Origin of the sequence: Pseudomonas arsenicoxydans (assembly GCF_006438915.1) — a bacterium.
In the GTDB taxonomy this organism is placed as follows: domain Bacteria; phylum Pseudomonadota; class Gammaproteobacteria; order Pseudomonadales; family Pseudomonadaceae; genus Aquipseudomonas; species Aquipseudomonas arsenicoxydans_A.
In genome coordinates, this window is the sequence record NZ_RCZE01000004.1 from 119624 (window position 1) to 144911 (window position 25288).

26 protein-coding genes are annotated in these 25288 nt (G+C 59.4%); 2 read left to right on the forward strand and 24 right to left on the reverse strand.

Translation table 11 applies throughout. The features are described from left to right. Nucleotides 1–17: 17 nt before the first annotated feature. The 21 genes from EAH78_RS09505 to EAH78_RS09610 form a co-directional block, all read right to left on the reverse strand. Entirely contained in the window at nt 18–1022 is a 1005-nt protein-coding gene (locus EAH78_RS09505; RefSeq protein WP_140667323.1) for a substrate-binding domain-containing protein, read from the reverse strand. A 123-nt stretch (nt 1023–1145) separates the two neighbouring features. Then, nucleotides 1146–1964 carry an SDR family oxidoreductase gene (locus EAH78_RS09510; protein WP_140667324.1) on the reverse strand — a complete coding sequence of 273 codons (819 nt, stop codon included), beginning with the start codon at nt 1962–1964 and terminating at the stop codon, nt 1146–1148. Between the two features lie 196 nt (nt 1965–2160). Further along, on the reverse strand, nt 2161–3036 hold the full coding sequence (locus EAH78_RS09515; protein WP_140667325.1) for an SMP-30/gluconolactonase/LRE family protein: 876 nt from the start codon (nt 3034–3036) through the stop codon (nt 2161–2163). A 132-nt stretch (nt 3037–3168) separates the two neighbouring features. Continuing rightward, entirely contained in the window at nt 3169–3885 is a 717-nt protein-coding gene (locus tag EAH78_RS09520; protein ID WP_140667326.1) for a FadR/GntR family transcriptional regulator, read from the reverse strand. A 192-nt stretch (nt 3886–4077) separates the two neighbouring features. Further along, nucleotides 4078–4638, reverse strand: coding sequence for a DUF1285 domain-containing protein (locus tag EAH78_RS09525; protein ID WP_140667327.1), 561 nt, complete (start codon nt 4636–4638; stop codon nt 4078–4080). 16 nt (nt 4639–4654) lie between these two features. Next, the gene (locus EAH78_RS09530; RefSeq protein ID WP_140667328.1) at nt 4655–5260 is read right to left on the reverse strand and encodes a DUF4823 domain-containing protein; all 606 of its coding nucleotides are present in this window, start codon (nt 5258–5260) and stop codon (nt 4655–4657) included. 233 nt (nt 5261–5493) lie between these two features. Further along, a complete protein-coding gene (locus EAH78_RS09540) occupies nt 5494–6462 on the reverse strand; it encodes a GTP 3',8-cyclase MoaA (RefSeq protein WP_027924049.1) in 969 nt (322 codons plus the stop codon). 139 nt (nt 6463–6601) lie between these two features. Next, complete coding sequence (locus EAH78_RS09545) at nt 6602–7240, reverse strand: TetR/AcrR family transcriptional regulator (RefSeq protein ID WP_008152317.1); 639 nt, start codon at nt 7238–7240, stop codon at nt 6602–6604. A gap of 387 nt (nt 7241–7627) precedes the next feature. Next, nucleotides 7628–8416, reverse strand: coding sequence for a TatD family hydrolase (locus tag EAH78_RS09550; RefSeq protein WP_059182344.1), 789 nt, complete (start codon nt 8414–8416; stop codon nt 7628–7630). A 14-nt stretch (nt 8417–8430) separates the two neighbouring features. After that, nucleotides 8431–8787: a PilZ domain-containing protein gene (locus EAH78_RS09555; protein ID WP_140667330.1), complete on the reverse strand. Its 357-nt coding sequence runs from the start codon at nt 8785–8787 to the stop codon at nt 8431–8433. Between the two features lie 42 nt (nt 8788–8829). Next, nucleotides 8830–9816: a DNA polymerase III subunit delta' gene (locus EAH78_RS09560; protein ID WP_140667331.1), complete on the reverse strand. Its 987-nt coding sequence runs from the start codon at nt 9814–9816 to the stop codon at nt 8830–8832. Then, the gene (gene tmk, locus EAH78_RS09565) at nt 9809–10441 is read right to left on the reverse strand and encodes a dTMP kinase (protein ID WP_140667332.1); all 633 of its coding nucleotides are present in this window, start codon (nt 10439–10441) and stop codon (nt 9809–9811) included. Before tmk ends, EAH78_RS09560 begins: the two co-directional genes overlap by 8 nt. Nucleotides 10442–10460: 19 nt before the next feature. Continuing rightward, nucleotides 10461–11678, reverse strand: a complete 1218-nt coding sequence (gene mltG, locus EAH78_RS09570) for an endolytic transglycosylase MltG (protein ID WP_140667333.1) — start codon at nt 11676–11678, stop codon at nt 10461–10463. A gap of 3 nt (nt 11679–11681) precedes the next feature. Beyond that, nucleotides 11682–12497 carry an aminodeoxychorismate lyase gene (pabC, locus tag EAH78_RS09575; protein WP_140667334.1) on the reverse strand — a complete coding sequence of 272 codons (816 nt, stop codon included), beginning with the start codon at nt 12495–12497 and terminating at the stop codon, nt 11682–11684. Next, entirely contained in the window at nt 12497–13741 is a 1245-nt protein-coding gene (gene fabF / locus EAH78_RS09580) for a beta-ketoacyl-ACP synthase II (RefSeq protein ID WP_140667335.1), read from the reverse strand. The genes pabC and fabF overlap by 1 nt, the downstream gene beginning before the upstream one ends. A gap of 109 nt (nt 13742–13850) precedes the next feature. Continuing rightward, the gene (gene acpP / locus EAH78_RS09585; RefSeq protein WP_003442511.1) at nt 13851–14087 is read right to left on the reverse strand and encodes an acyl carrier protein; all 237 of its coding nucleotides are present in this window, start codon (nt 14085–14087) and stop codon (nt 13851–13853) included. Between the two features lie 191 nt (nt 14088–14278). Next, nucleotides 14279–15022 (reverse strand): 3-oxoacyl-ACP reductase FabG, encoded by a 744-nt coding sequence (gene fabG, locus EAH78_RS09590; RefSeq protein WP_027924041.1) that lies wholly within the window; start codon nt 15020–15022, stop codon nt 14279–14281. Between the two features lie 16 nt (nt 15023–15038). Then, complete coding sequence (fabD, locus tag EAH78_RS09595; protein ID WP_140667336.1) at nt 15039–15977, reverse strand: ACP S-malonyltransferase; 939 nt, start codon at nt 15975–15977, stop codon at nt 15039–15041. A gap of 125 nt (nt 15978–16102) precedes the next feature. Beyond that, a complete protein-coding gene (gene plsX, locus EAH78_RS09600) occupies nt 16103–17113 on the reverse strand; it encodes a phosphate acyltransferase PlsX (protein ID WP_140667337.1) in 1011 nt (336 codons plus the stop codon). A 4-nt stretch (nt 17114–17117) separates the two neighbouring features. Next, complete coding sequence (rpmF, locus tag EAH78_RS09605) at nt 17118–17300, reverse strand: 50S ribosomal protein L32 (protein ID WP_003179396.1); 183 nt, start codon at nt 17298–17300, stop codon at nt 17118–17120. Nucleotides 17301–17313: 13 nt separating this feature from the next. Beyond that, entirely contained in the window at nt 17314–17841 is a 528-nt protein-coding gene (locus EAH78_RS09610) for a YceD family protein (protein WP_004371317.1), read from the reverse strand. A gap of 106 nt (nt 17842–17947) precedes the next feature. Between EAH78_RS09610 and EAH78_RS09615 the strand changes: the two genes are divergently transcribed. Further along, nucleotides 17948–18526, forward strand: a complete 579-nt coding sequence (locus EAH78_RS09615; RefSeq protein ID WP_140667338.1) for a Maf family protein — start codon at nt 17948–17950, stop codon at nt 18524–18526. Between the two features lie 49 nt (nt 18527–18575). Here the strand turns inward: EAH78_RS09615 and EAH78_RS09620 are convergent, their stop codons facing one another. The 3 genes from EAH78_RS09620 to rluC are packed head-to-tail and all read right to left on the reverse strand — an operon-like array spanning nt 18576 to nt 21201. Then, on the reverse strand, nt 18576–19565 hold the full coding sequence (locus tag EAH78_RS09620; protein ID WP_140667339.1) for a S49 family peptidase: 990 nt from the start codon (nt 19563–19565) through the stop codon (nt 18576–18578). Between the two features lie 24 nt (nt 19566–19589). Continuing rightward, on the reverse strand, nt 19590–20252 hold the full coding sequence (locus EAH78_RS09625; RefSeq protein WP_140667340.1) for an HAD-IA family hydrolase: 663 nt from the start codon (nt 20250–20252) through the stop codon (nt 19590–19592). Further along, on the reverse strand, nt 20239–21201 hold the full coding sequence (gene rluC / locus EAH78_RS09630; protein WP_140667341.1) for a 23S rRNA pseudouridine(955/2504/2580) synthase RluC: 963 nt from the start codon (nt 21199–21201) through the stop codon (nt 20239–20241). Before rluC ends, EAH78_RS09625 begins: the two co-directional genes overlap by 14 nt. A 700-nt stretch (nt 21202–21901) precedes the next feature. Here rluC and rne point away from each other — a divergent pair. Continuing rightward, nucleotides 21902–25168 carry a ribonuclease E gene (gene rne, locus EAH78_RS09635; RefSeq protein WP_140667342.1) on the forward strand — a complete coding sequence of 1089 codons (3267 nt, stop codon included), beginning with the start codon at nt 21902–21904 and terminating at the stop codon, nt 25166–25168. The last annotated feature ends 120 nt before the right edge of the window (nt 25169–25288 follow it).

A 25288-nucleotide genomic window follows, 5' to 3' on the forward strand; every position in this document is an offset into this window, starting at 1 on the left:
TTGAAATCAACCGCGCCTCAGTTCCAGAGGCCGATCTTTTCCAGTTCCTGCTTGAAGTTCTCACGCGTGATCAGCGTGACGTCGTCCATCGCGGTGAATTTCGGTGGTTCTTTGCCGGTGGTGACCCAGTCAAACATCATGCTGGCGGTGTTGTAGCCTTCTATGTGCGGGCTTGGCAGCATCGAACCAAAGAAACCGCTGTTTGGCTTTTTCAGTTCGCCGATAGCGTCCGTACCGTTAATGCCGATGCCGATCACGTTGGCGGCTGCAAATCCGGCGGTTTCGGTAGCGCGCACGCCGCCCAGCACAGTGTTGTCGTTCATGCCGCCGATAATCAGGTTTTTCGCGCCACTGGGCAGTTTCACCAACGCAGAGTTGGTGGCGTCCATGCTGCCCGGGACGTCGAGGGTTTTCTGCGCCGTGAACAGAATGTGGTCTTTCGGGAAGCCCGCGTCTTCCAGCGCCTTGACCGAACCGTCGGTGCGCTTCTTGCCGGTGTCGAGTTCGTTGAACGTGTTGATCACCGCGTAGGTGTCTTTCCAGTCCCAACCGCGTTTCTTCGCTTCGGTGGCCATCGCCGCGCCCTGTTTCTGGCCGACTTCAAAGGCGGCCATGCCGAGGTAAGGCACGTCTTCCATGAACTTGCCGTTGGCATCGACAAAACGGTCATCGACGGCCATGACTTTCAAACCATTGGCCTTGGCCTTGGCCACGATGGCCGGGCCCAGACCGACGTCCGGCGGGCAGATCACAAAGCCCTTGGCGCCGTTGGCCGCGAGGCTATCGATGGCAGACAGGGTTTTCTCGCCGTCCGGCACGGCGATCTTGATGACGGTGAAACCTTTATCTTTACCGGCCTTTTCAGCGAAGGCCCACTCGGTCTGGAACCAGGGCTCTTCCGCTTGCTTGACCAGAAAACCGATTTTCACTTCCTCGGCCGCCAGCAGCGTACTGCTCAGGCTAACCGCGGTGACCGCCAGAGCGGCACAGCACAGGGAACGGATCCCACGACGACGATTCATAAGCTGACTCCTTGTTATTTTTTTTGAGCATGATTTGAAAGCCGGTGAACACTTTGAAGCCAATAGTCATATCGTATGATGATTGGCTTTCAGACGGAGAATTGCGCCTGAAAGCGGTTTTATTCAGTCGTGGTACATCACCGAGCGCCCACCATCGATGGTGATGCACGAGGCATTGATGAACGGCGCTTCATCGCTGGCCAGGAACACGGCGGTCATGGCCACTTCCATCGGTTGACCGATACGACGCGGCGGATGCAAATCCAGGGCGCGCTGACGCTCGGCATGCGGGTCGGCAAACCCGTTCCAGTAATCCACGTTCAGTTGGGTTTCGATGTAGCCCGGTGCGATGGCGTTGACGCGAACGCCTTTGGCCGCGTATTCGATGCCGAGAGCGCGGGTCAGGCCGAGCAAACCGTGCTTGGCCACCGGGTACGGGAAGCAGCCTGGAATGATGTGGCTGGAGTGGGTCGACGCAATGTTGATGATGCTGCCGATGCCCTGCTCGATCATTTGCGGCAGCACAGCCTTGCAGCCGTACCAGGCGCCGTCGAGGTCGATGGCGAAGCAGCGACGCCAATCCTCTTCGCTCATTTCCAGCGGATCGCGGAACACGTTGACACCGGCGCAGTTGACGAGGACGTCGATGCGGCCGTGCAGGTCGATCGCCAGGCGGGCCATGGCGTGCAGGTCTTGCTGGTGCGAGACGTCAGTCTTGATCGCTACCACGTCCGCCCCTTGTTCACGCCAATGCGCCGCGACTTTCTCGACTTTTTCAGCCTGGATGTCGCTGATGATCAGCTTGGCCTGCTGGGCCGCGAACGTCGCGACGATGGCCTCGCCGATGCCTTGGGCAGCGCCGGTCAGCAACACTACTTTGTCTTTCAGGCGCTCGCCTTTGGGCGGCTCCGGCACCGGTGGCAAGGAAAGAGATTCAGCCATGAATCAGGATTCCTTTTCGCGGGCGCGACAAAAACCGGGCATCTGTCGATGTCCGGTCAAAAGACTGTCTGGAAAATCGCTGCATCACTTCACCTGTTTTGTTTTTTTAAGTGTGAGTGCGTGTAACTGGTGGCCGACTATAAACCCGCCCGGCAAATAATCTCAATATATAATTTTACATCCCATATTTTGGGATTTATCCGGCGAAACGTGTACAAGGTTTTCCGGCCACATCCACTCGAAGCGACAACACCGCGCCGTCCAGCGCATGGTTGAGCGGGCTCGCCGCACTGGTGATGTACAGGGTTTTCAGGTCTTCACCGCCGAATACGCAACTGGTGGGACGACTGACGGGCAGTTCGATGATTCGATCAACGTGTCCGTCCGGGGTCAGTCTTATCAGGCAACTGCCATCCCAGCGGGCGTTCCAGATGTAGCCTTCGGCGTCCATGGCCGAGCCATCGGGGACCCCACGTTTGTCCGGGCCGAACCAGACGTAAGCGGTGTCCAGATTGCCGTCGGCGTGAATGAAGTAGCGGTACAGCGTGGCGTCGAGGCTGTCGGCGAAAAACAATGTTGTCGCGTCTTCGCTCCACAGCAGCGTGTTGGGAATTCCCAGTCCGCGAAGCAGCGGCGTGACCCGGGCATCGCGGTCGATGCGAAACAGGCCGCCGGAGCGACGGGTGACCGGCAAGTCTTCGCCGTTTTCGCCGATGTTGTTCTGCATGGTGCCAAGCCAGAGCCGCCCTTGCGCATCGCAACGGGCTTCGTTGGGGCGGTTGCCGGGTTGCGGGTCGGCCATGCAGAGCAAGGTCAGGCGTGGCTCAAGTCCCGGGGAGTCGAGGTCCAGGCGATAGACGCCGCTGCTCAGCGCGACCAGCGCATCCCCGCTTTCGCAAGGGATGAAGGCGGAGATGTGTTCCGGCATTTCCCAGATCTGGACGTTGGCGCCAATCAGCCGGAGGGCTTGTTTGCCGGCGATGTCGACCCAGTACAGCGCCTGTGTCGGGGCATCCCAGAACGGGCCTTCGCCTAGCCGCGCCCGGTGCTGGGTCAGCGCATTCAACGTCATGAAACCTCCTGTGTTGTTCTTGTTTTTAATGTGGGAGCGGGCTTGCTCGCGAAAGCGGTGTGTCTGGTAGATCAATATTGGATGTGCCGACGCCTTCGCGAGCAAGCCCGCTCCCACATGGGTTCTTTGTAGTCAGCCGGTTTTTTTGTCAGCCATGACCTGGGGGTAGAAGCGTTTGATCGCCAGGTCTGCGTTATCGATCAGGGTCATGCACGCCCACACCCCGCGCGCAGCGTCGCGGGCGGCGATGGCGTTGGCCATGTCTTTGTGGATGGGCAGCGTACGCCGCAGTTCGTCGGGGTCGGCGGCGGACACTTCGAACGACACCGCCAGCAGCGCGCCGAGCGCCGGGACCATTTGTTCGATGAATTGATTGTGGCTGGCTGCCAGGATGCACTCGTGGAACACCCGGTCGGCGCGGTTGTAATCGACGCCACTGTCCACGGCCCGCTCCAGCGCGTTGTAGGCCAGGAGGATGGCCTGCACTTGCTCGACCGTCGCCCGCTCACAGGCCCAGCGCACCGCCATCGGTTCGATGGTACGGCGCAGGTCGAGCAAATCGTCGACGAAGTTTTCCGGCAACCCGCTGCGTGACAGCCAACCGACGACTTGCGGATCGAAGAGGTTCCAGCGGCGCACCGGCAACACCCGTGTGCCGACTTTCGGCCCGACTTCGAGCATGCCTTTGGCGACCAGGGTTTTGATGGCTTCACGGATGACCGTGCGGCTGACACCAAGCTGCTCGCCCAGGTCGGCTTCGACCTTGAGGGTTTCGCCGGGTTTGACCTGGCCAGCGGCAATCCAGCAACCCAGCCAATCGACCGTTGAAGCGTGAAAACTGCTGGACATGGAAACCTCAAAACCGCGCGCGATGGAGCGATACGCTAATCATCATATGATTGGGTGTCAATTGGATTCTTCGGGATACATGGAGATCAAATGTGGGAGCGGGCTTGCTCGCGAAAGCGGTTTAACATTCAACGAATATGTTGCCCGTGATACCGCTTTCGCGAGCAAGCCCGCTCCCACATTTTGAACTGTTTAAGGCTCGAGACCGATGGGAAAGAACTCGCCGCCACTCCACACGCCAAGCCAGTGTTGCCCGTCGATTTCACGGGTCACGGCCAGTTCCACCAGTTGGTAGAACACATTGCGGTGGATCAGGGCTTCAAGATTGGTCCGCACATGCACATAGGGCGCAGGCTCTTGAGTGACCGGATCGATGACCACCCGAATCGGGTGCTCCGCGCCTGCCTCGGCCGTTTCATCCACATTGGTGGTGAAACGCAGCAACTGAGCCTCACCCTCGCCTTCCACATCCACGGCAATCGCCACGAATGGTGCATCGTCGACCTTGATCCCGACCTTCTCGACCGGAGTGATCAGGAAGTAATCGTCGCCGTCGCGACGAATGATGGTCGAGAACAATTTGACCATTGGCTTGCGCCCGATCGGCGTGCCCAGGTAATACCAGGTGCCGTCGCGGGCGATGCGCATGTCGATGTCGCCACAGAAATCGGGGTTCCACAGGTGGACCGGCGGCAAGCCTTTGGTCTTGGGGATTTGCCCCAACAAGTCGTTGGCTTTTTGCGGGCCACTCATGGTGTTCTCCTTTGAATTACTGGTCGCTGATCCCGATCAGGCTGCGCGCGTATTGCTGCAGGGGTGGGCCGATCAGGTCTGCTGGCGAGTTGTCATGGAACGTCAGTAAACCGCCACGACTCTTGATGGTTGCAGTATCAATCAAATACTGGGTGCTGGTCTCGATCAACATGATTTGAATCACGCCGCTGTCGATGCCGAGGCGGTCCACGTATTCCTGATCGAGCCACTCATCGGAGTTGCCGATGCGGTCGTCAGCCTTGGCAAACCGCGTGTACAGCAGGTAATGGGCACCGGCGGCGCGGGCTTCAGCCATGGCTTGGTCGAGACCTTCGGGGGCGCGGGCGCGACGTACCATGGGAAAGTATTCGATAAAGCCGTTGAAGGCTTCTTCGGCCACCACGTTTGGACGCGGATAAGGATAGCCCGGCGGCGAAAAAGCACCTTGGGCGATGTAGATGAACGAGTCCGGCTGAATCCGCAGGTTGTTCACCCGACGGCTATCGCTGTGATCCAGCAGCCCCGCGTCGCTCATCTGGTAGCGAGTCCCTTCAGCCATGTCGCTGACATTCATGCAGCCACCAAGCGCCAAAACGGCCAGCAGCAAAACCAGGCTACGCATCCTACCCTCCAGAGGCCGGTGACGGAAAACCGGCGAATGGCCATGGGATGCAGCTTCCGCGCCAGTCTTGAGCTGAGGGATGTTTGCAAATAGAAAATGCAAAGGTGTGGCGAGGGAGCTTGCTCCCGCTCGGTTGCGCAGCAGCCGTAAAGTCTGAGGAATGCAGTGTCTTTGATAATTCGGGGGCCGCTTCGCGCCCCAACGGGAGCAAGCTCCCTCGCCACAGGGCGTGCTCAGCCGCCAATAATCTTCATGACCGTCGCACCGCCGGAGAACGCCACTTCCTGCTTGTCACCCAAGGCCTTCACCAGCAGCCGCTGCAACGCCGGCAGCGCTTGATGACGAGGCTTGTCGAGCAAGTCGCCGACATAATGGCGATTGCTCGACGACAGGCAGCCATGCAGCCACCCCGTGGACGACAAACGCAAACGCGAGCAAGTACGGCAGAACGGAACGCTTTCATTGGCGATCACACCGAAGTGCCCCTGCCCCGGAATCTCGTAGCGCACCGCAGTGGCATCGACCGGCGCATCGGCCTGCAAATACTCATAACGCTCGCCAATCAGGCTCAGCAACTGCTGGAGGCTGACGAACTGTTGCAGGAACGCATTGGAGTCGGTGGCCAGGTGGCCCATGCGCATCAGCTCGATGAAGCGCAACTCATAGCCACGCTCAAGGCAGTAATCGAGCAGCGGCATCACCTGATCAAGGTTCTGTCCGCGCAACGGCACCATGTTGACCTTGATCTTTATACCAGCCGCGCTGGCCTGATCCATGCCGTCGAGCACGGTCGCCAGATCGCCACCGCGCGCGATGCTGCGAAAAGCGCTGGCATCCAGGGTATCGAGGGAAACGTTGATACGACGAATGCCGGCGTCCACCAGCAACGGAAGTTTTTTCGCCAGCAACTGACCATTGGTGGTCAGGCTGATGTCTTCCAGGCCCATCTGGCCGACGGCGGTCATGAAGGCTTCGAGTTTGGGGCTGACCAGCGGCTCGCCGCCGGTGATGCGCAACCGCTCGATGCCGGCCGCTTCGATCAAGTACGCCACGCCGCGCGCCATCGCCTCGGCCGACAATTCATCCTGCGCAGCCACCAGCCGCTTGCCGTTGGGCACGCAGTAGGTACACGCGTAATTGCAGGCGGAGGTCAGGCTGATCCGCAAATTGCGAAAACGCCTGCCTTGACGGTCAACGATCATGGATCACTCCGGCAATGGACAATTGGAACGCGCAAAACTTGACTCAGAATTCAAGTTTTGGCAAGTCCCAAGCCTGAGTATATTCCTGCGGTACTGCGCCATATAGCGAAATCATGGCGCAATCAGGCAGCTGAATGATTCAGCTGCTCGGCGTGTCGGTATCGCGCTTGCGCTTGTTGCCCATGCGCACGCCGATGTCCATCAGGAACTGGAAAAAGCCTTCCTGATCTTCCAGCACGTTGCTCCAGAACGGCGAGTGATACAGCGCCACAGCGCCATGCACCAGCGCCCAGGATGCGCAGTAATGGAAGTACGGTGGCACGTCTTCGAGCTTGCCTTCGCTGATCCGGCCTTTGATCAGCAGGGTCAGGCGTTCGAAATTCGAGGCACGGATCTTGTGCAGTTCCTCGACCATCTCCGGCACTTGATTGCCCTTGACCACCTTCTCTTCCAGGCGGTCGAACAACCGATAACGTTGCGGATCGCGCATGCGGAATTCGAAGTAGGCCCGGGACAGCGCTTCCTTGTCCTTGTCGACATCGGCCGAATGCAACAGCTCGTTCAAATCACGCTCGTAATCGAGCATCAGGCGCAGATAGATCTCCGCCTTGGATTTGAAGTGCTTGTAGATCGTGCCTTTGCCGATACCGACGGCATCAGCAATCATCTCGACGGTGACACTGTCTTCACCTTGGTCGAGGAACAGCTTGAGCGCGGTATCGAGAATTTCTTGCTCGCGGCGACGAAACTCACGGACCTTACGAGGTTCTTTATGCATAAGAAAAGGTCTGTTGGGGGTCAAAATTCGAAGCCGCGTATTATGCCTAACTTACGCAAAAATGCACGGATCATCCGACCATATCTGTGTTTCCTGATGATTTCCCGCAGGTTCGCTCATTGATGAGAACTCTTCCGAAGCGGGCGTATTCCAAAATTGTTTAAAAACCGGGGGCCGTAAACTGGACGAGGCGCAATAGTGATCAATACTTGAACTGTCGGCGAGACATCTCCCCCAAGTGTTGCGCCGATATTGGTACCAACGGACCGCGTGCCATTGTTTTACTCCTAATGGTCTTAACCCGGATTCCCCCCCCAGAACCCGGGTTTTTTTTGCCTGCGATTTGACCCGTGGCAGCGAGCCTGCCGGCGATGGCGGTTTTGAGCCCTAAACCGGTTTCACATGCGCCAACGGGAACAACCGCTTGAAATTCTCGGTCGTCTGCTCGGCAAATCGCTCGTAGGGCTCTCCTCGCAACATGGCTAGAAACTCCGCGACTTCCCTTACGTACTGCGGCAGGTTCGGCTTGCCGCGATACGGGATCGGCGCGAGGTACGGCGAGTCGGTTTCCACCAGCAAGCGGTCGGCGGGCACCTTGCTGGCCACATCGCGCAGCGCGTCGGCATTGCGGAAAGTGACAATACCGGACAAGGAAATGTAATAGCCCATGTCCAGCGCGGCCTTGGCCATGTCCCAGTCTTCGGTGAAGCAATGCAGCACGCCAGCCTGTGGCAGTGCCGCCTCACGCAGCAAGCTTAAAGTATCGGCACGGGCGCCGCGGGTGTGGATGATCACCGGCTTGCCCGTCTGCTGGGCCGCTTGCAGGTGCAGGCGAAACGACTCCTGCTGCAACTCGGCCGCTTCCGGTTCGTAGTGATAATCCAGACCGGTTTCACCAATCGCGACGACGCGCGGGTGATTGAGTTCGCGCAACAACCAGTCCAGCGCTGGCGCAGCACCCGGTTGTACGTCCAGTGGATGCACGCCAACCGAACAGTCGACGTCGTCGTAACGTTCGGCCAGGGCTTTGACGTCGGCGGCGTTGTCGACACTGACGCCGATGCACAGAAAGTGCCCTACCCCGCGCTGACGGGCCGCATCGAGTGCTGCATCCAGGGAGCCGTCGTGGGCTGCGAGGTCGAGACGATCAAGGTGACAATGGGAATCTACGAGCATAAAAGGGCTGCAACTTACATCGTATGAGTGGGACGGTCGGATTTGAGGGCTCCGACCAGGTGGTTTTCAATTCGACTGCGCGCCGTGTTGTCGCCGTCGTTGAATTGCACGCCGACCCCGGCGGCGCGGTTGCCCTGAGCGCCTTTGGGGGTGACCCAGGTGACTTTGCCCGCGACCGGAATCTTCTCGGCTTCGTCCATCAGGTTCAGCAACATGAAGACCTCATCGCCCAACTTGTAGCTTTTGTTGGTCGGGATAAACAGGCCGCCATTCTTGATGAAGGGCATGTAGGCGGCGTACAGCACGGATTTGTCCTTGATGGTCAGGGACAAAATGCCATTACGCGGCCCCGGGTTGACGAGTTCATTCATGCTGACCTCCACTGCTGATGCACAGAGTCTAGGCGCAGACGATCACTTCTGGGTAGGCAACGAGGCCCATTGCACCAGCAGCGCTTCCAGCAACAACGCCGGATTGAGGTTGGCCTTGCTCATTACCTTCTGACGCTGGGCGAGGATCCAGTCCTGGATCGTCAGGACTTTATCCTGAGCGGTTTTTTGCGCCAGGTACTGAATCACCTTACGCATGTCCGTCAATCCCAGACCGTCTTCATCCTGGGTCAGCTGATAGCGCAGGATCAGGCTCGACCAGTCGCAAAACCAATCAAACAACAGCAACTGCGGAATGGTTTTCCATTCTTCGGCCAATTGCGTCGGCGATTGCTGTTGCTTTAGCAATTTCTTCACGCCCTCCACCACCAGCGCGCGCTGTTCGCGCACACCCTGGGCCTGCAACTTGACCGCGCCCAGCGGCGAACCGGCGGACAGCGTCAGCAGTTCGACGCGCTCTTCTTCCGAGCTGTCCGGCAACGCCTTGGCCAGCCACGCAAGGCTCATCGCTTCGCTCGGCAGTGGGCAGGCCTGCTGCACGCAGCGGCTCTTGATGGTCGGCAACAGGCGACTGGTCTGGTGACTGACCAACAGCAAAACGGTATCGCCCGATGGCTCTTCGAGGCTTTTGAGCAAGGCATTGGCGGCGTTGACGTTCATCGACTCGACCGGCTCGATCAACACCACCTTGCGCCCGCCCATCTGCGACGTCTGCACGACGAAGCTGACCAGATCGCGGACCTGATCGACCTTGATCGCCTTGTCGGCTTCTTCCGGCTCGAGGATGTAGTTGTCGGGATGGCTGCCCGCCTTGAGCAGCAGGCAGGATTTGCATTCACCGCAGGCGTCCTGCGCGGTTGGCCGCTGGCACAGCAGACTGGCCATCAAGCGTTCCGCCAGTGCGCGCTTGCCGATCCCGGCCGGGCCATGCAGCAGATAGGCGTGAGCGTGCTGCTTACGACCGGCCAACTGCTGCCAGAGGCTGTCCTGCCACGGATAGGCTTCAGCCACGGGCCAACTCCAGCAGACGCGGCAACAAGGCGTCCAGCGATTGCTGAACCTGAGCCAGCGGCTGGGCGGCATCGACCAGCACATACCGCGCCGGGTCCGCTTCAGCGCGCGTGAGGAACGCACTGCGCACGGCATCAAAAAAGGTACGGCCTTCGAGTTCGAAACGGTCCAGACGACCACGAGCGCTGGCACGGGCCAGGCCCACTTCCACCGGCAGGTCGAAGATCAGCGTCAGATCCGGACGCAGATCGCCCTGGACGAAGGTTTCGAGCGTTGCGATACGCTCCAGCGACAAACCGCGACCGCCGCCCTGATAGGCGTAAGTGGAATCCGTGAATCGATCACACAACACCACTGCACCACGAGCCAGCGCCGGGCGAATCACCTCGGCCAAGTGCTGGGCGCGCGCAGCAAACACCAGCAGCAATTCAGTGTCAGGGTTCATGACCTCATCAACCGGCGCCAGCAGCACTTCGCGAATCCGCTCGGCCAACGGCGTACCACCCGGCTCGCGCGTCAGCACCACTTCGATACCGGCGGCGCGCAGGCGCTCGGCGAGGTATTCGCGATTAGTGCTTTTGCCGGCGCCTTCCGGGCCTTCCAGGGTAATAAACAAGCCAGTCACAGGCAGTCCTTATCAGAAATTATTGCGCACTTTGCGGAGCGTCAGCTTCCGGCTCAGGCTCAGGCGTCGGTGCAGGCGCCGGCTCTTGCGGCGGTTCTTGTGGCACCACCGATGGCAAAGCTTCGGGATCTGGATCAGGCGAAGCCGCCGGGATCGGTGCCTCGGCATCCAGCGATTCGCCATTCGCCGTCGCTGGCGCAGGGATCGGTGCCGGGCTGGAACGATAATCGGCGCGACGCTTGAGCTGAAACTCGCGCACCGCGTTGTTATGCGCATCCAGATCATCGGAGAACACGTGGCTGCCATCGCCGCGCGCGACGAAGTACAGGCTGTTGCCAGCCACCGGATTCAATGCGGCATGAATGGCTTCGCGGCCGACCATGGCAATCGGCGTCGGTGGCAGGCCCGAGATCACGTAAGTGTTGTACGGGGTCGCTTCCTTAAGGTGGGCGCGGGTCAATTTGCCGCTGTAGCGATCCCCCAAGCCGTAGATCACCGTCGGGTCGGTCTGCAGCAACATGCCGATCGCCATGCGTCGAACAAAGACCCCGGCAATCTGCCCGCGCTCTTGCGGCACGCCGGTTTCCTTCTCCACCAGCGAGGCCATGATCAGCGCCTGATAGGGGTCGGTATACGGTGCATCAGCAGAACGTTGATCCCACTCTTTGGCGAGGACTTCGTCGAGACGGTCATAGGCTTTTTTCAGCAGATCGGCATCGGTCATGCCACGCACAAAGCGGTAGGTGTCCGGGAAGAAACGCCCTTCCGGGAAAATCCCGCGATGACCGAGTTTCTCCATAACCTGGCTGTCGCTCAAACCTTCAAGGGTCTGTTCGAGCTTTTCGTCTTTGGCCAGGGCGGCGCGGACCTGACGGAAGTTCCAGCCTTCGACCAGCGTCACGCTGTACTGAACCATTTCCCCGCGCTTCCACAGGTCGATCAACCCTTCAACCGTCATGCCCGGCAGCATGCGGTATTCGCCGCTGTGCAACGGTTGCTTGGGCAGATTGAAGCGCCAGTAAACGCGCAGCCAGAACGCGTCCTTGATGACGCCGTCGGCTTCGAGTCGATAGAAGGTGCGGGTGGGTGTCGTGCCTTTGGGCACGTCCAGCAGCTCTTCCTGGGTGATGTTCAGCGGCTGTTCCAGCGCCGTATGGATTTTCCAGGCAGAAGCGCCCAGACACAGCCCCGCCAGTACCAATCCGGTTTCCAGCAGCAGCAAGAATTTACGTCTCACGTATCAAGCATCCAGTAGCGCGCGGGCAATGGTTTGGAGTTTACGGGTGAGCGGCCCAACCGGCCAGCTCAGCGCAGCATAGGCGCGCACGGGCCAAACGCCATACACGCTGTTGCAGACAAAGACTTCATCGGCCCATTGCAGCTGTTCGAGCGTGATATCGCTCACTTGCGTGGGGATTCCCGATGACTCGGCTTGAAACAATAATTCGGCACGCATCACCCCGGCCACGCCGCAGCGTTTCAAATCGGCGGTGATCAGCACGCCATCGCGCACCAGGAACAGATTACTGAACACACCTTCGATCACGCGACCGGCCTGATCGAGCATCAAGCCTTCGGCATGTTCGGTGTCTTGCCATTCAGCGCGGGCAATCACTTGCTCAAGACGGTTCAAGTGTTTGAGCCCGGCAAGCAAGGGTTGCTTTGAAAGTCGTGTGGTACAGGGGAACAATCGAACGCCCTGCTCGGCATGCGCAGCTGGATAAGCCGCCGGAGAATTGCCTTGCAGAATGCGTCGGGCTTGCGCCGAAGGATCGGCAGCATAACCGCGCAGACTGTCGCCGCGCGTGAGGATGAGCTTGAGCACGCCCTCACCGAGCGCAGCGGCATAGGCCAGCAATTCGTCGCGAACCAGTTCTTGATCCGCCGTGATCGCCAGGCGCGAACAGCCGTGCGCCAGACGCGACAGGTGCCGCTCCAGCAACAGCGGCTGCCCGCCGCGTACGGCAATGGTCTCGAACAGACCATCACCGTAAGCCAGGCCGCGATCTTTCAGCGACAAAGCGTCAGCCGGCTGACCGTCGACCCAGCTGTCCATCAGTCAGCGAACCGGCGGAACACCAGCGAGCCATTGGTCCCGCCAAACCCGAAGGAGTTCGACAACACCACATCGATGTCCATGTTGCGCGCCGTGTGCGGTACGAAGTCGAGGTCGCAGCCTTCGTCGGGCTCATCAAGGTTGATGGTCGGCGGCGCGACCTGGCTGTTGATCGCCAGGACGCTGAAGATCGCTTCGACCGCGCCCGCCGCACCCAACAGGTGACCGGTCATGGACTTGGTCGAACTGACGGCCAGCTTATAGGCGTGGTCGCCAAACACCGACTTGATCGCACAGGCTTCGGCGAGGTCCCCAGCCGAGGTCGAGGTACCGTGGGCGTTGATGTATTGAATCTGATCAACGTTGACCTTGGCATCGCGCAGGGCGTTGGTGATGCAACGTGCAGCACCTGCACCGTCCGCCGGTGGCGAAGTCATGTGGTAAGCGTCGCCACTGGTGCCGAAGCCGATCAGCTCGGCATAGATGGTCGCGCCGCGTGCCTTGGCGTGTTCCAGCTCTTCGAGAACCAGAGCACCGGCACCATCGGACAATACGAAGCCATCACGGCCCTTGTCCCACGGACGGCTGGCACGTGTCGGCTCATCGTTGCGGGTCGACAGCGCGCGGGAGGCACCGAAGCCGCCCATGCCCAGACCGCACGCCGCCATTTCGGCGCCGCCGGCAATCATCACGTCAGCTTCGTCGTACATGATGTTGCGGGCGGCCATGCCGATGCAGTGCGTACCGGTGGTACACGCGGTGGCGATGGCGTAGTTAGGTCCCTGTGCCCCCAGATGGATGGACAGGAAACCGGAAATCATATTGATGATCGAGCCTGGCACGAAGAACGGAGAGATCCGCCGTGGGCCGGAATCATGCAGGGTGCGGCTGGTTTCTTCGATATTGGTCAGTCCGCCAATACCCGAACCCATGGCCACGCCGATTCGCTCGCGGTTGGCGTCAGTGACTTCCAGCCCCGAGTTTCGCACAGCCTGAAAACCTGCGGCCAGACCGTATTGAATGAACAGGTCGAGCTTGCGCGCTTCCTTGACCGACAGGTATTCCTCGACATTGAAGCCCTTTACCGAGCCGCCAAAACGGGTGGAATAGGCAGAAAGGTCGGTGTGTTCGATCAGACCAATGCCACTGCGGCCAGCCAGAATGCCCTGCCAACTGCTCGGCACATCCGTGCCCAGTGGCGACAACATACCCATACCGGTGACTACGACGCGTCTACGCGACACAGCACTCTCCTTTTTTCAAATGACGACTTTGCATCAGGCCTAAAGAAAAAACCGCACGCCGTGATGGCAGTGCGGTTTTTCCATGACAGCAAGCAACGATTACAAGCTATTAAGCCTGGTGGTTAGTAACGTAATCGATTGCGGCTTGTACAGTAGTGATCTTCTCAGCTTCTTCGTCAGGGATTTCGGTCTCGAATTCCTCTTCCAGAGCCATCACCAGCTCAACGGTGTCAAGGGAGTCGGCACCCAGGTCTTCAACGAAGGAAGCAGTGTTGACCACTTCTTCTTCTTTAACGCCCAGTTGCTCAGCAACGATTTTCTTGACGCGCTCTTCGATGGTGCTCATACCTTGTTTTCACTCCTAATGGACAAATTCAGGCAGCTGGCCAGTGGGTAAGTGTATAGAAAGACTTTTCAGCTTTTCAACTGAAAGCTTCACTCCTCAAACCCGACAGCCCTCTGCCTATAAATAGATTGCAGCTTTATAACGGATTTTAGACAGCTCGTATGACATTTTTTTGAAGCGATCCGTCACATTTAACTCATGTACATCCCGCCGTTCACCGGGATTGTAGCCCCAGTAACGTAAGCCGCACCGTCCGACGCAAGAAAAGCGACCACAGACGCGATCTCTTGTGCTTGTCCCAGACGGCCCAGCGGAATCTGCGTCTGCAAGGCTTCACGCTGTGCCTCGGGCAATTCGCGAGTCATATCGGTGTCGATGAACCCAGGGGCCACCGAGTTTACCGTAATCGAACGCGAACCGACTTCACGCGCCAGTGCACGGCTGAAACCTTCCAGACCGGCCTTGGCGGCTGCGTAGTTTACTTGGCCTGCGTTGCCCATGGCACCCACAACTGAGCCAATACTGATAATTCGTCCCCAACGGGCTTTGGTCATGCCGCGCAAAACACCCTTGGAGAGGCGGAACAGACTGTTCAGGTTGGTATCGACAACGTCATGCCACTCGTCGTCTTTCATGCGCATCATCAGGTTATCGCGGGTGATACCGGCATTGTTGACCAGGATCGCCGGCGCACCGAACTGTGCCGTGATGCTCGCCAGTACAGCAGCAACGGATTCGTCGCTGGTGACGTTGAGCTCAAGACCGGTGCCTTGAATACCGTTTTCTTTCAGGGTCGCGGCGATGCGCTCGGCACCGGAAGCGGAGGTTGCGGTGCCAATCACGATGGCGCCCTGACGACCCAGCTCAAGGGCGATAGCCTGGCCAATGCCACGGCTCGCGCCGGTGACCAGTGCAACTTTACCTTGCAGACTCATGCAAGTTTCTCCTGATTCAGGCCAGCGCTGCACGGGCGGCAGCGAAAGCGTCTGGGGTATTGAGGTTGGATGTCGACACGCCTTCGGCGCAGCGTTTGTTCAGACCAGCCAGCACTTTGCCTGGACCGCATTCGACCAGCTGGGTCGCGCCCTTGGCAGCCAGTGCCTGGACCGATTCAACCCAGCGCACAGGCTTGTAGAGCTGTTCAAGCAGGTCGCGCTTGAGGATTTCCAGATCGGCTGGCACATGGGCGCTGACGTTCTGTACGACAGGAATCTGCGGGGCCTGCCAGTCGATTGCAGCAATCGACTCGGCGAATCGCTCGGCCGCCGGGCGCATTAGCTCACAGTGCGACGGTACACTGACCGGCAATGGCATGGCGCGCTTGGCACCACGCGCCTTGCAGCCTTCGATGGCGCGCTCGACCGCCGCCTTGGCACCGGCGATCACCACCTGGCCCGGGGAGTTGAAGTTCACCGCGCTGACCACTTCGCCTTGTGCCGCTTCAGCACAGGCTGCCAGCACATCAGCGTCGTCCAGACCGAGGATTGCGGCCATGCCGCCCTGCCCGGCCGGAACGGCTTCTTGCATCAACTGACCGCGACGCTCAACCAGTTTGACCGCGTCGCCCAGACTCAGGCTGCCCACCGCGACCAAGGCGCTGTATTCGCCCAGGCTGTGACCGGCAACATAAGCCGGGCGCGCGCCACCTTCGGCCAGCCACAGACGCCACAAGGCGATCGAGGCGGTCAGAATGGCCGGCTGGGTTTTATCGGTTTGATTGAGTTGCTCTTCCGGCCCTTGCTGGGTCAGTGCCCACAGGTCGTAACCAAGGGCATCGGAAGCTTCTTTGAATGTTTCGAGGACAACCGGATGTTGCGCGCCCAACTCGGCCAGCATGCCGAGGGACTGCGAACCCTGTCCTGGAAAGACGAATGCGAGGGAAGCAGACATGTAACGAGCCCCTAATGATCTTGTCGTCGGATAAATGACGTCCCGCTTGGGGGACGCAAGAAACTGACAGTTGGATGGCCAATTAAACTGAGCGGTCACATTTAAGCATTGTCTGACAAAAACGCCTAAAGCAACAAATCCTCCAGACGACCGTGTATCCGCTCCGGCAGGTTTTCCTGAATCTCGATCAGCGCGCGGGAAATGGCGCTCTGGAAGCCCTGCACCCCCGCCGAACCATGGCTCTTCACCACAATCCCCTGCAATCCGAGGAAGCTGGCACCGTTGTGCCGGGCAGGTGCAAGATCGGCTTGCAGACGCCTCATCAACGGCAGCGCCAGTGCGCCGACCATTTTCGAGGCGAGGTTTTTCCTGAACAAGGCTTCGATGCGCCCGGCGATCATGGTCGCCAGGCCTTCGCTGGACTTGAGCAAGATATTGCCGACAAAGCCGTCACACACCACCACATCCGCCTCGCCACGGTATAAACCGTCACCTTCGACAAAACCGATGTAATTGATGCCTCGGGCTGCCTGCAACAGAGTGGCCGCCAGCTTGACTTGCTGATTGCCCTTGATGTCTTCGGTGCCAATATTCAGCAACGCGACACGCGGGCGAACAATACCCAGCGTCTCCGCCGCGACCGAACCCATGATCGCGAACTGCAACAAGTGCTCGGCACTGCAATCGACGTTGGCGCCCAGATCGAGTAACTGGCAATAACCTTTTTGCGTGGGAATTGCCGCCACCATCGCCGGACGATCAATGCCCGGCAAAGTCTTGAGCACAAACCGCGACAACGCCATCAGCGCACCGGTATTGCCGGCACTGACACACGCCTGGACCTTGCCATCACGCAACAACTCCAGCGCCACGCGCATTGACGAGTCGGGCTTGCCACGCAGGGCCTGCGCAGGCTTTTCGTCCATGGTGATGACTTCGGACGCCGGCACGATCGACAGGCGCGAGCGATCCATAGCCGATTGGCCAGAGAGCAATTCTTCGAGTAGTGAGGGTTGACCGACGAGGGTCAGGTGCAGCGAGGGTGTAGCAGACAGGCAAGCGAGGCTGGCCTGAACAATGCTGCGGGGACCGAAGTCCCCGCCCATTGCGTCAATCGCGATGACTTGAGCGGACAAGTGATTACTCGTCAGCGCCCTTGTCGATCACTTTACGGCCACGGTATACGCCTTCTGGCGATACGTGGTGACGCAGGTGAACTTCACCGGTGGTTTTTTCTACAGACAGGGTGCTAGCCTCGAGAGCGTCGTGCGAACGGCGCATGTCACGGGCGGAGCGGGATTTTTTGTTCTGCTGAACAGCCATAATTGATTAACTCCTAAACGTTTGGGTCACGCTTTAACTGCGCCAATACACTGAACGGGTTGGACCGCGTTACCTCGTCCTCGCTCGGTTCGGGCTCATCGAGACCCGCCGGCTGCTGGCATTCTTCCGGATGATGAGCAGGCACAATGGGCAAGGCGAGCAGAAGCTCCTCCTCGATCAGTGACTGCAGATCCAATGGATCTTCGCCCAGTTCCAGCACGTCATAACCTTTCGGCAACGACTGGGTATTCGCACCCTCCTTCACCACAGCATAACTGCATTCGCTATGGATCGGCAGGGTGACCAGCTCAAGACAACGCTGGCAAACCATTTTGACCTCGGTGTCGATAAAGCTGTGGATGACCACAGATTTACGTTCATCTCGTTCAAAAACGAATTTAGCCTGCACCGTACCGACAGTGTCGGAAAGCGGGTCGCAGAGTCTCTCCAAATCGGCCAGCAGCAGTTCACCTTGAAGGGTGGTGCCACGGTCAGCCAATTTGCGCGGGTCAACGTGAGGTGGAATCGGGTCATTCAACATAGGCGCAGCATTATAGGGATGCACCCAGCCATGTCAAAGGAAATTCAGCCCTGTCCGTCACTTGCAAGCCTCCGCTAGAATTCGCACCTGACTTTTGGAGTTGCGCATGCTGCCTTTATTACTCGCTTCAAGCTCGGTGTATCGCCGGGAATTGCTGGCCCGCTTGCAGCTGCCATTCACCTGCAGCTCGCCGGATATAGACGAAAGCCACCGACCGGGCGAGCCCGCCATCGAATTGGTCAAACGCCTCGCCAAAGAAAAAGCCCAGGCTCTGGCGGGCAGCCATACCGCTCATCTGATCATCGGCTCCGATCAGGTCGCGGTACTCGGCGAGCGGATTATCGGCAAACCCCACACCTTTGAAAAGGCGCGCGAACAATTGCTCGCCGCGAGCGGCGCCAGCGTGACCTTCCTCACTGGCCTGGCCCTGCTCAACAGCCAGACTGGCGAATGTCAGGTCGATTGCGTGCCGTTCACCGTCCACATGCGCACGCTGGATCAGGCGCGCATCGAGCGCTACCTGCGCGCCGAACAGCCCTACGACTGCGCAGGCAGCTTCAAGGCCGAAGGTTTGGGGGTGAGCCTGTTTCAAAGCACCGAAGGCCCTGACGCCACCAGCCTGATCGGCCTGCCGCTGATTCGCCTGATCGACATGCTACTGGCCGAAGGCGTGCACATTCCCTGACCATAAAAAAACCGGCCACACAGGCCGGTTTTTTTATGCAGCCACAGCGTCAGCGCATCGACGGACCGTGAAAGCCCATCCACATCGCCAACTGCTCGGCAACACTGGCGCCGAGCTTTTTCGAGAAGCGATCGAACGGCGACTCCTGAACAGTGAAGTCCACCAGTTCCTTCTCGCCAATCACGTCACGGGCCACCGAACTGGCATTGCCCAGACCATCGATCAGACCGAGCGGCAGCGCCTGCTCACCGTTCCAGACCAACCCGGAGAACAGTTCCGGATGCTCTTTGTCCTTGAGGCGATCGCCACGGCCCTTCTTCACGCTATTGATGAACTGCTGATGCGTGGTGTCCAGCACACCCTGCCAGAACTGAGTCTCCTCAGGCTTCTCTGGCTGGAACGGGTCAAGGAACGACTTGTGCTCGCCCGACGTATACGTCCGACGCTCCACACCCAGCTTCTCCATGGTGCCGACAAAGCCGTAGCCAGCCGCCGTCACACCAATGGAGCCCACCAGGCTCGCCTTGTCGGCGTAGATCTGATCTGCCGCACTGGCGATGTAGTAGGCGCCGGAAGCGCCCAGGTCCGAGATCACCGCGTACACCTTGATCTGCGGATGCAGGGCACGCAAACGGACGATTTCGTCATACACGTAGCCCGACTGCACCGGACTGCCGCCCGGGCTGTTGATGCGCAGAATGATGCCCTTGACCTTATCGTCCTCGAAGGCCGCGCGCAGGCTACCGACGATATTGTCGGCGCTGGCCGATTCTTTGTCGGCGATCATGCCAACCACATCGATCAATGCGGTGTAGTTGGAGCTGCGGGTCGCACTCTTTTCCATGTCCATCAGCGGCGTGAACAGAATCAGCGCCACAAACAGGTACACGAACGTCAGCAGCTTGAAGAAAATCCCCCAGCGACGCGAACGGCGCTGCTCCTGCACACCGGCCAGCAGGGTCTTTTCCAGCAGCTTCCAGCTTTTTTCGTCACCGCTCTCTACGCTCGCCTTGGCGGGCGCTTTCCATTCGTCGGTCATGACATCTACCCCAGCAAAAACCTGTTAAGCCCGCTGACTCAGCCAGGCATGCAATTCTGAAAAACGATCAATGGCCAGTGCCGGCCCGAACAACTTCAACGCCTCGATCGATTGCGCGCCGTAGCTGACAGCCACCGAGTCCATGCCGGCGTTGCGCGCCATCTGCAAGTCGAAGGACGAATCGCCCACCATCAGTGCCTGCTCGGGGCGGACCTCGCAATGCCTGAGAATCTGCTCAAGCATCAGCGGATGCGGCTTGCTGGCGGTTTCGTCGGCGGCGCGAGTGATATCGAAATAATCTTCCCAGCCGTGCGATTTCAGCACCCGATCCAGCCCGCGACGGGCCTTGCCGGTCGCAACAGCCAAATGATAACCCTCGGCACGAAACGCCTCCATCGACTCGACAACACCTTCGAACAACGGCGAAGGCACGGCCTCGGCGGCAATGTAGTGATCGGCATAGTGCTGACGGAACGCTACAAGTTCGTTATCGCCAATCTCGGGATACAGGGTGCGAATCGCTTCCGGCAAACCCAGACCGATGATGCCCTTGACGGCAAAATCATCACGCAACTGAAATCCGCAGCGCTCGGAGGCGACATGCATCGCCTCCACAATCCGACCAATGGAGTCGGCCAACGTGCCATCCCAATCGAAAATCAGCAGCTTGTAATCAGATTGGCGCACTCAGTCGCTCCACGGTCTTGGACCACATCTCATCCACAGGCGCCTGCAATTTCAGCTCACTACCATCCGGCAGCGGCACGGTCAGCATGTAGGCGTGCAGAAACAGGCGCTTGCCGCCCAGATCGCGGATTTCCTTGCTGAAACCTTCGTCGCCATACTTGGTATCACCGGCGATGCAATGCCCGGCGTGCAGGGTATGAACGCGAATCTGGTGAGTGCGGCCGGTGATCGGCTTGGCTTCGATCAGGGTGGCAAAGTCGCCGAAGCGGCGCAGGACCTTGAACACGGTCACCGACTCCTTGCCCTCCTCCTCGTCGACCTCGACCATGCGCTCGCCGGAGCGCAGATTGCTCTTGCCCAGCGACGCGCGGACCTGCTTGATCGAGGCCGCCCAGTTACCACGGACCAGCGCCATATAGCGTTTATCGACGCCATCGCCGCGCAATGCCGTGTGCAAGTGGCGCAACATGCTGCGCTTCTTGGCGATCATCAGCAGCCCGGAGGTATCACGGTCGAGACGGTGAACCAGTTCGAGCTCCTTGCAATCGGGACGCAACTGACGAAAGGCTTCGATTACCCCATAGGTCAGACCGCTGCCGCCATGGACTGCGATGCCGCAAGGCTTGTTGATCACGATCAGCGCTTTGTCTTCGAAGACAATCGAAGCTTCGAGGCGTTGCAGCAGGCCCTGGGCCAGTGGCACCGGCTCGTCGCGCTCAGGCACGCGAACCGGCGGCACGCGCACGATATCGCCCGCCTGCAGCTTGTATTCGGGCTTGATCCGACCTTTGTTCACACGTACTTCGCCTTTGCGCAAAATGCGGTAAATCAAGGTCTTGGGCACGCCTTTGAGCCGAGCGAGAAGGAAATTATCAATACGTTGGCCGGCATATTCCGGCGAGACCTCCAGCAGTTGTACGGCTGGGGTCGAAGGGGTTGTAGTCGTCATGGCGCGGATGATAACAATTTTTTATGGAATTGAAGCACTTAATCATTGCTGCTATAGTCGCGAACGCCGCCAAAAGCGGCCTGGACAGCGGACCAACGGTCAAAAACCGGCCCTGACCAACGCAATTCACCAGGACGCGAGGCCGTCCTACGGGGCTTTCGCTACGTAACGGTGGAGTTTGCAGCTGTAACGAGCGCAGGTGACATGAGGCCTGAATCAAGCCGCAAAGCAGAGTTTTAACTCGCCTTGCGAGCCAATATTCACGGCCAGTTCACAAAGTGCAGTCAGCCGCGAACGACCCTGAGCGAACGCTTCGGAAACAACGCCTAAATTAGCCATGATGCGTGACCTCCCCCTTCGGAGCTCACGGTAAATGCCAACCCGCTGCGGATTCTGCGCGCGGCAGCACCCGAATTATCAGGGATACGTGTAGGGTGGAGATGCACAACCGCTGGACTGTGTAGCAATAGGCTTTATCAAGACGCTTCATCTCGTCCACAGCCGCTGGTTGATTCCTCCTCCTGACTGAGTGCTTAAGTAGCCACAGCAAGCAGGACGCGTACGTCGCGACACCGGCCCAATTGGTCGGGGTTCGCTAGACACTGGAGTGGCCAACCACTCCTGACGCACCTGACACCGACCGTGAGAAGTCGTGTGTGCCGAACGCCGTTTCCGGCAGCCCGGAAACCGACGGTACTACATGAAAAGAATGCTGATTAACGCAACTCAACCCGAAGAGTTGCGTGTTGCACTGGTAGATGGCCAACGCCTCTACGACCTGGACATCGAATCCGGTGCACGCGAGCAGAAGAAGGCCAACATCTATAAAGGCCGGATTACTCGCATCGAACCAAGCCTTGAGGCTGCCTTTGTCGATTTCGGCTCCGAGCGCCACGGCTTCCTGCCCCTCAAAGAAATCTCCCGCGAATACTTCAAGAAAGCCCCAGAAGGCCGCGTCAACATCAAGGACGTCCTGAGCGAAGGCCAGGAAGTCATCGTTCAGGTCGAAAAAGAAGAACGTGGCAACAAGGGCGCAGCCCTGACCACCTTCATCAGCCTGGCCGGTCGTTACCTCGTTCTGATGCCGAACAACCCGCGTGCCGGCGGCATCTCCCGTCGCATCGAAGGTGAAGAGCGCAACGAATTGCGTGAAGCCCTGAACGGTCTGGTTGCCCCGGCCGACATGGGTCTGATCGTGCGCACTGCCGGCCTTGGCCGCAGCAGCGAAGAAATGCAGTGGGACCTCGATTACCTGCTGCAACTCTGGACCGCCATCAAAGAAGCGTCGCTGGATCGTTCCGCGCCATTCCTGATCTACCAGGAAAGCAACGTGATCATCCGCGCCATCCGCGATTACCTGCGCCAGGACATCGGCGAAGTGCTGATCGACAGCGTTGAAGCCCAGGACGAAGCCCTGACCTTCATCCGCCAGGTGATGCCGCAGTACGCCAGCAAGATCAAGCTGTACGAAGACAGCGTTCCGCTGTTCAACCGTTTCCAGATCGAAAGCCAGATCGAGACCGCTTTCCAGCGCGTCGTTGAACTGCCTTCCGGCGGTTCCATCGTTATCGATCCGACCGAAGCCCTGGTGTCCATCGACATCAACTCGGCGCGCGCCACCAAAGGCAGCGACATCGAAGAAACCGCCCTGCAGACCAACCTTGAAGCCGCCGAAGAAATCGCCCGTCAGTTGCGCTTGCGCGACATCGGCGGCCTGATCGTCATCGACTTCATCGACATGACCCCTGCCAAGAACCAGCGCGCCGTGGAAGAGAAAGTCCGCGAATGCCTGGAAGCCGACCGCGCTCGCGTGCAAGTCGGTCGCATCTCGCGCTTCGGCCTGCTGGAAATGTCACGTCAGCGCCTGCGTCCATCGCTGGGCGAAAGCAGCGGCATTGTTTGCCCGCGTTGCAACGGCACCGGCATCATCCGTGACGTTGAATCGCTGTCGCTGGCGATCCTGCGCCTGATCGAAGAAGAAGCCCTGAAAGACCGCACCGCCGAAGTCCGCGCACAAGTGCCGATTCCGGTTGCCGCGTTCCTGCTCAACGAAAAACGCAACTCGATCACCAAGATCGAACTGCGCACCCGTGCCCGCATCGTCATTCTGCCGAACGATCACCTCGAAACGCCGCACTTCGAAGTTCAGCGTCTGCGCGATGACAGCCCGGAAGCCAGCATCAATCAGTCCAGCTACGAAATCGCTGCTGCCGCTGCCGAAGTCGAAGAAGTCCAGCCAGCCGCTGCGACCCGTACCCTGGTTCGCCAGGAAGCTGCGGTCAAGACTGCTCCGGCCCGGGCCAACGCTCCGGTTCCGACCGAAGTCGTCGCTGCTGCGCCAGTGGTCGCACCGGTTGCCGCGCCTGAGCCAAGCCTGTTCAAAGGCCTGGTGAAGTCGCTGGTCAGCCTGTTCGCGACCAAGGAAGAGCCTGCCGCTCCGGTTGTGGTTGAAAAACCAGCGACCACCGAGCGTGCGCCGCGTAACGAAGAGCGTCGCAACGGTCGTCAGCAGAGCCGCAACCGTAATGGTCGCCGCGATGAAGAACGCAAGCCTCGTGAGGAACGTGCACCGCGTGAAGAGCGCGCACCCCGTGAGCCACGCGAAGCCCGCGAAGAAACCCCGGCCGTAGCCCGCGAAGAACGTGCGCCACGTGAAGAACGCGCACCACGTGAAGAGCGCGCACCACGCGCCCCTCGCGAAGAACGTGCACCGCGCGCTCCACGCGAAGACCGCAAGCCACGCGGTGATCGTGAAGAGCGTCCGGTTCGTGAATTGCGCGAACCTCTGGATGCTGTTCCGGCCGATGCTGCCGCTACCGCTGAAGAGCGCCCGGCTCGCCAGCCACGTGAAGAACGCGCTCCACGCCCACCGCGTGAAGAACGTCAGCCACGTACAGAACAAGCCGCAGCCGCCGTTGCTGAAGAAGAGCTGACCTCCAACGAAGAGCAGTTACAGGAAGACGGCCAGGAAGGCGCCGAAGGCGATCGTCCACGCCGCCGCTCCCGTGGCCAGCGTCGTCGCAGCAACCGTCGCGAGCGTCAACGCGATGCCAACGGCAACGTGATCGAAGGTTCGGAAGAATCCGAATCTGGCGAAGGTAATGAAGGTAACGAAAGTGCCGAAGGCCGCGAAGCCCCAAGCACTTCTGATCTGGCCGCAGGCCTGGCTGTTACCGCAGCCGTTGCCAGCACCGTGATCAGCGCACCGGCTGAAGCACAAGCTCACGAGCAAGCTGAACTCGCCACGGCGGCTGTTCAGGAAACTGCTCCGGTTGAAGCGCCAGTGGTTGAAGCAACGACTCCGGTCGAAGCGACTGCCGCTCCGGAAATCGAAGTGGCTCCGGTTCGTGAAGCGTTTGTTCGTGAAGCGTTCGTTCGTGAAGAAGTCCAACCGGTGGCTGAAGCGGCTGTCGCCGCCGAGCCAGTGGTTGCTGCCGAGCCTGCTGCCGAAACCGTCACCGAAACCGTGACCGAAGCTGTCCGCGAAGTTCGTGAAGAACAAACCGCGTTCAACTGGGTTGCCGAGCCGGTTGCTGTTGAAGCGCCTGCACCGGTGGCTGAAGCTGAAGTGGCTGAAGCGATGGTTTCCGAGCCAGTGGTTGTGGCTGCCGAACCTGCTCCAGTTGTTGAAGCACCGGCTCCGGTTGTTGCCGAAGTGGCTGCACCGGTGGTCGAAGCCGCCCCTGCCAGCGCCCTGACCGAAAACGGTCGTGCGCCAAACGATCCACGAGAAGTGCGTCGTCGCAAGCGTGAAGCCGAGCGTCTGCAGAAGGAAGCCGAACTGGCTGCCGCTGCTGCACCGGTTGAAGCGCCTGCTGCTGCCGAACCCGCTCCGGTTGTTGCTGAAGTGGTCGAAGCGGCACCTGCCGAGTCGGTCATCGAAGAAGCTCCGCGCTCCGTTCAGGAAGCCGTAGAGCAACACGAACAAGCCCAGGAAAAAGAGCACGAGCCTAAACCTCTCGTCTGATTCCTAGGCCATTAAAAGCCCCGCCTGGTCACCCAGGCGGGGCTTTTTTATGCCTCTCTGAACATCACCGCAAATCCCCTGTGGGAGCGGGCTTGCTCGCGAATGCGGTCTCTCATTCAA

Excerpts from the sequence above, each read along its gene's own strand:
- EAH78_RS09505 (WP_140667323.1), bottom strand. The coding sequence starts at position 1,022 with ATGAATCGTCGTCGTGGGATCCGTTCCCTGTGCTGTGCCGCTCTGGCG.
- EAH78_RS09510 (WP_140667324.1), bottom strand. The coding sequence starts at position 1,964 with ATGGCTGAATCTCTTTCCTTGCCACCGGTGCCGGAGCCGCCCAAAGGC.
- EAH78_RS09515 (WP_140667325.1), bottom strand. The coding sequence starts at position 3,036 with ATGACGTTGAATGCGCTGACCCAGCACCGGGCGCGGCTAGGCGAAGGC.
- EAH78_RS09520 (WP_140667326.1), bottom strand. The coding sequence starts at position 3,885 with ATGTCCAGCAGTTTTCACGCTTCAACGGTCGATTGGCTGGGTTGCTGG.
- EAH78_RS09525 (WP_140667327.1), bottom strand. The coding sequence starts at position 4,638 with ATGAGTGGCCCGCAAAAAGCCAACGACTTGTTGGGGCAAATCCCCAAG.
- EAH78_RS09530 (WP_140667328.1), bottom strand. The coding sequence starts at position 5,260 with ATGCGTAGCCTGGTTTTGCTGCTGGCCGTTTTGGCGCTTGGTGGCTGC.
- EAH78_RS09540 (WP_027924049.1), bottom strand. The coding sequence starts at position 6,462 with ATGATCGTTGACCGTCAAGGCAGGCGTTTTCGCAATTTGCGGATCAGC.
- EAH78_RS09545 (WP_008152317.1), bottom strand. The coding sequence starts at position 7,240 with ATGCATAAAGAACCTCGTAAGGTCCGTGAGTTTCGTCGCCGCGAGCAA.
- EAH78_RS09550 (WP_059182344.1), bottom strand. The coding sequence starts at position 8,416 with ATGCTCGTAGATTCCCATTGTCACCTTGATCGTCTCGACCTCGCAGCC.
- EAH78_RS09555 (WP_140667330.1), bottom strand. The coding sequence starts at position 8,787 with ATGAATGAACTCGTCAACCCGGGGCCGCGTAATGGCATTTTGTCCCTG.
- pabC (WP_140667334.1), bottom strand. The coding sequence starts at position 12,497 with ATGGACAGCTGGGTCGACGGTCAGCCGGCTGACGCTTTGTCGCTGAAA.
- acpP (WP_003442511.1), bottom strand. The coding sequence starts at position 14,087 with ATGAGCACCATCGAAGAGCGCGTCAAGAAAATCGTTGCTGAGCAACTG.
- fabG (WP_027924041.1), bottom strand. The coding sequence starts at position 15,022 with ATGAGTCTGCAAGGTAAAGTTGCACTGGTCACCGGCGCGAGCCGTGGC.
- fabD (WP_140667336.1), bottom strand. The coding sequence starts at position 15,977 with ATGTCTGCTTCCCTCGCATTCGTCTTTCCAGGACAGGGTTCGCAGTCC.
- rpmF (WP_003179396.1), bottom strand. The coding sequence starts at position 17,300 with ATGGCTGTTCAGCAGAACAAAAAATCCCGCTCCGCCCGTGACATGCGC.
- EAH78_RS09610 (WP_004371317.1), bottom strand. The coding sequence starts at position 17,841 with ATGTTGAATGACCCGATTCCACCTCACGTTGACCCGCGCAAATTGGCT.
- EAH78_RS09615 (WP_140667338.1), top strand. The coding sequence starts at position 17,948 with ATGCTGCCTTTATTACTCGCTTCAAGCTCGGTGTATCGCCGGGAATTG.
- EAH78_RS09620 (WP_140667339.1), bottom strand. The coding sequence starts at position 19,565 with ATGACCGACGAATGGAAAGCGCCCGCCAAGGCGAGCGTAGAGAGCGGT.
- rluC (WP_140667341.1), bottom strand. The coding sequence starts at position 21,201 with ATGACGACTACAACCCCTTCGACCCCAGCCGTACAACTGCTGGAGGTC.
- rne (WP_140667342.1), top strand. The coding sequence starts at position 21,902 with ATGAAAAGAATGCTGATTAACGCAACTCAACCCGAAGAGTTGCGTGTT.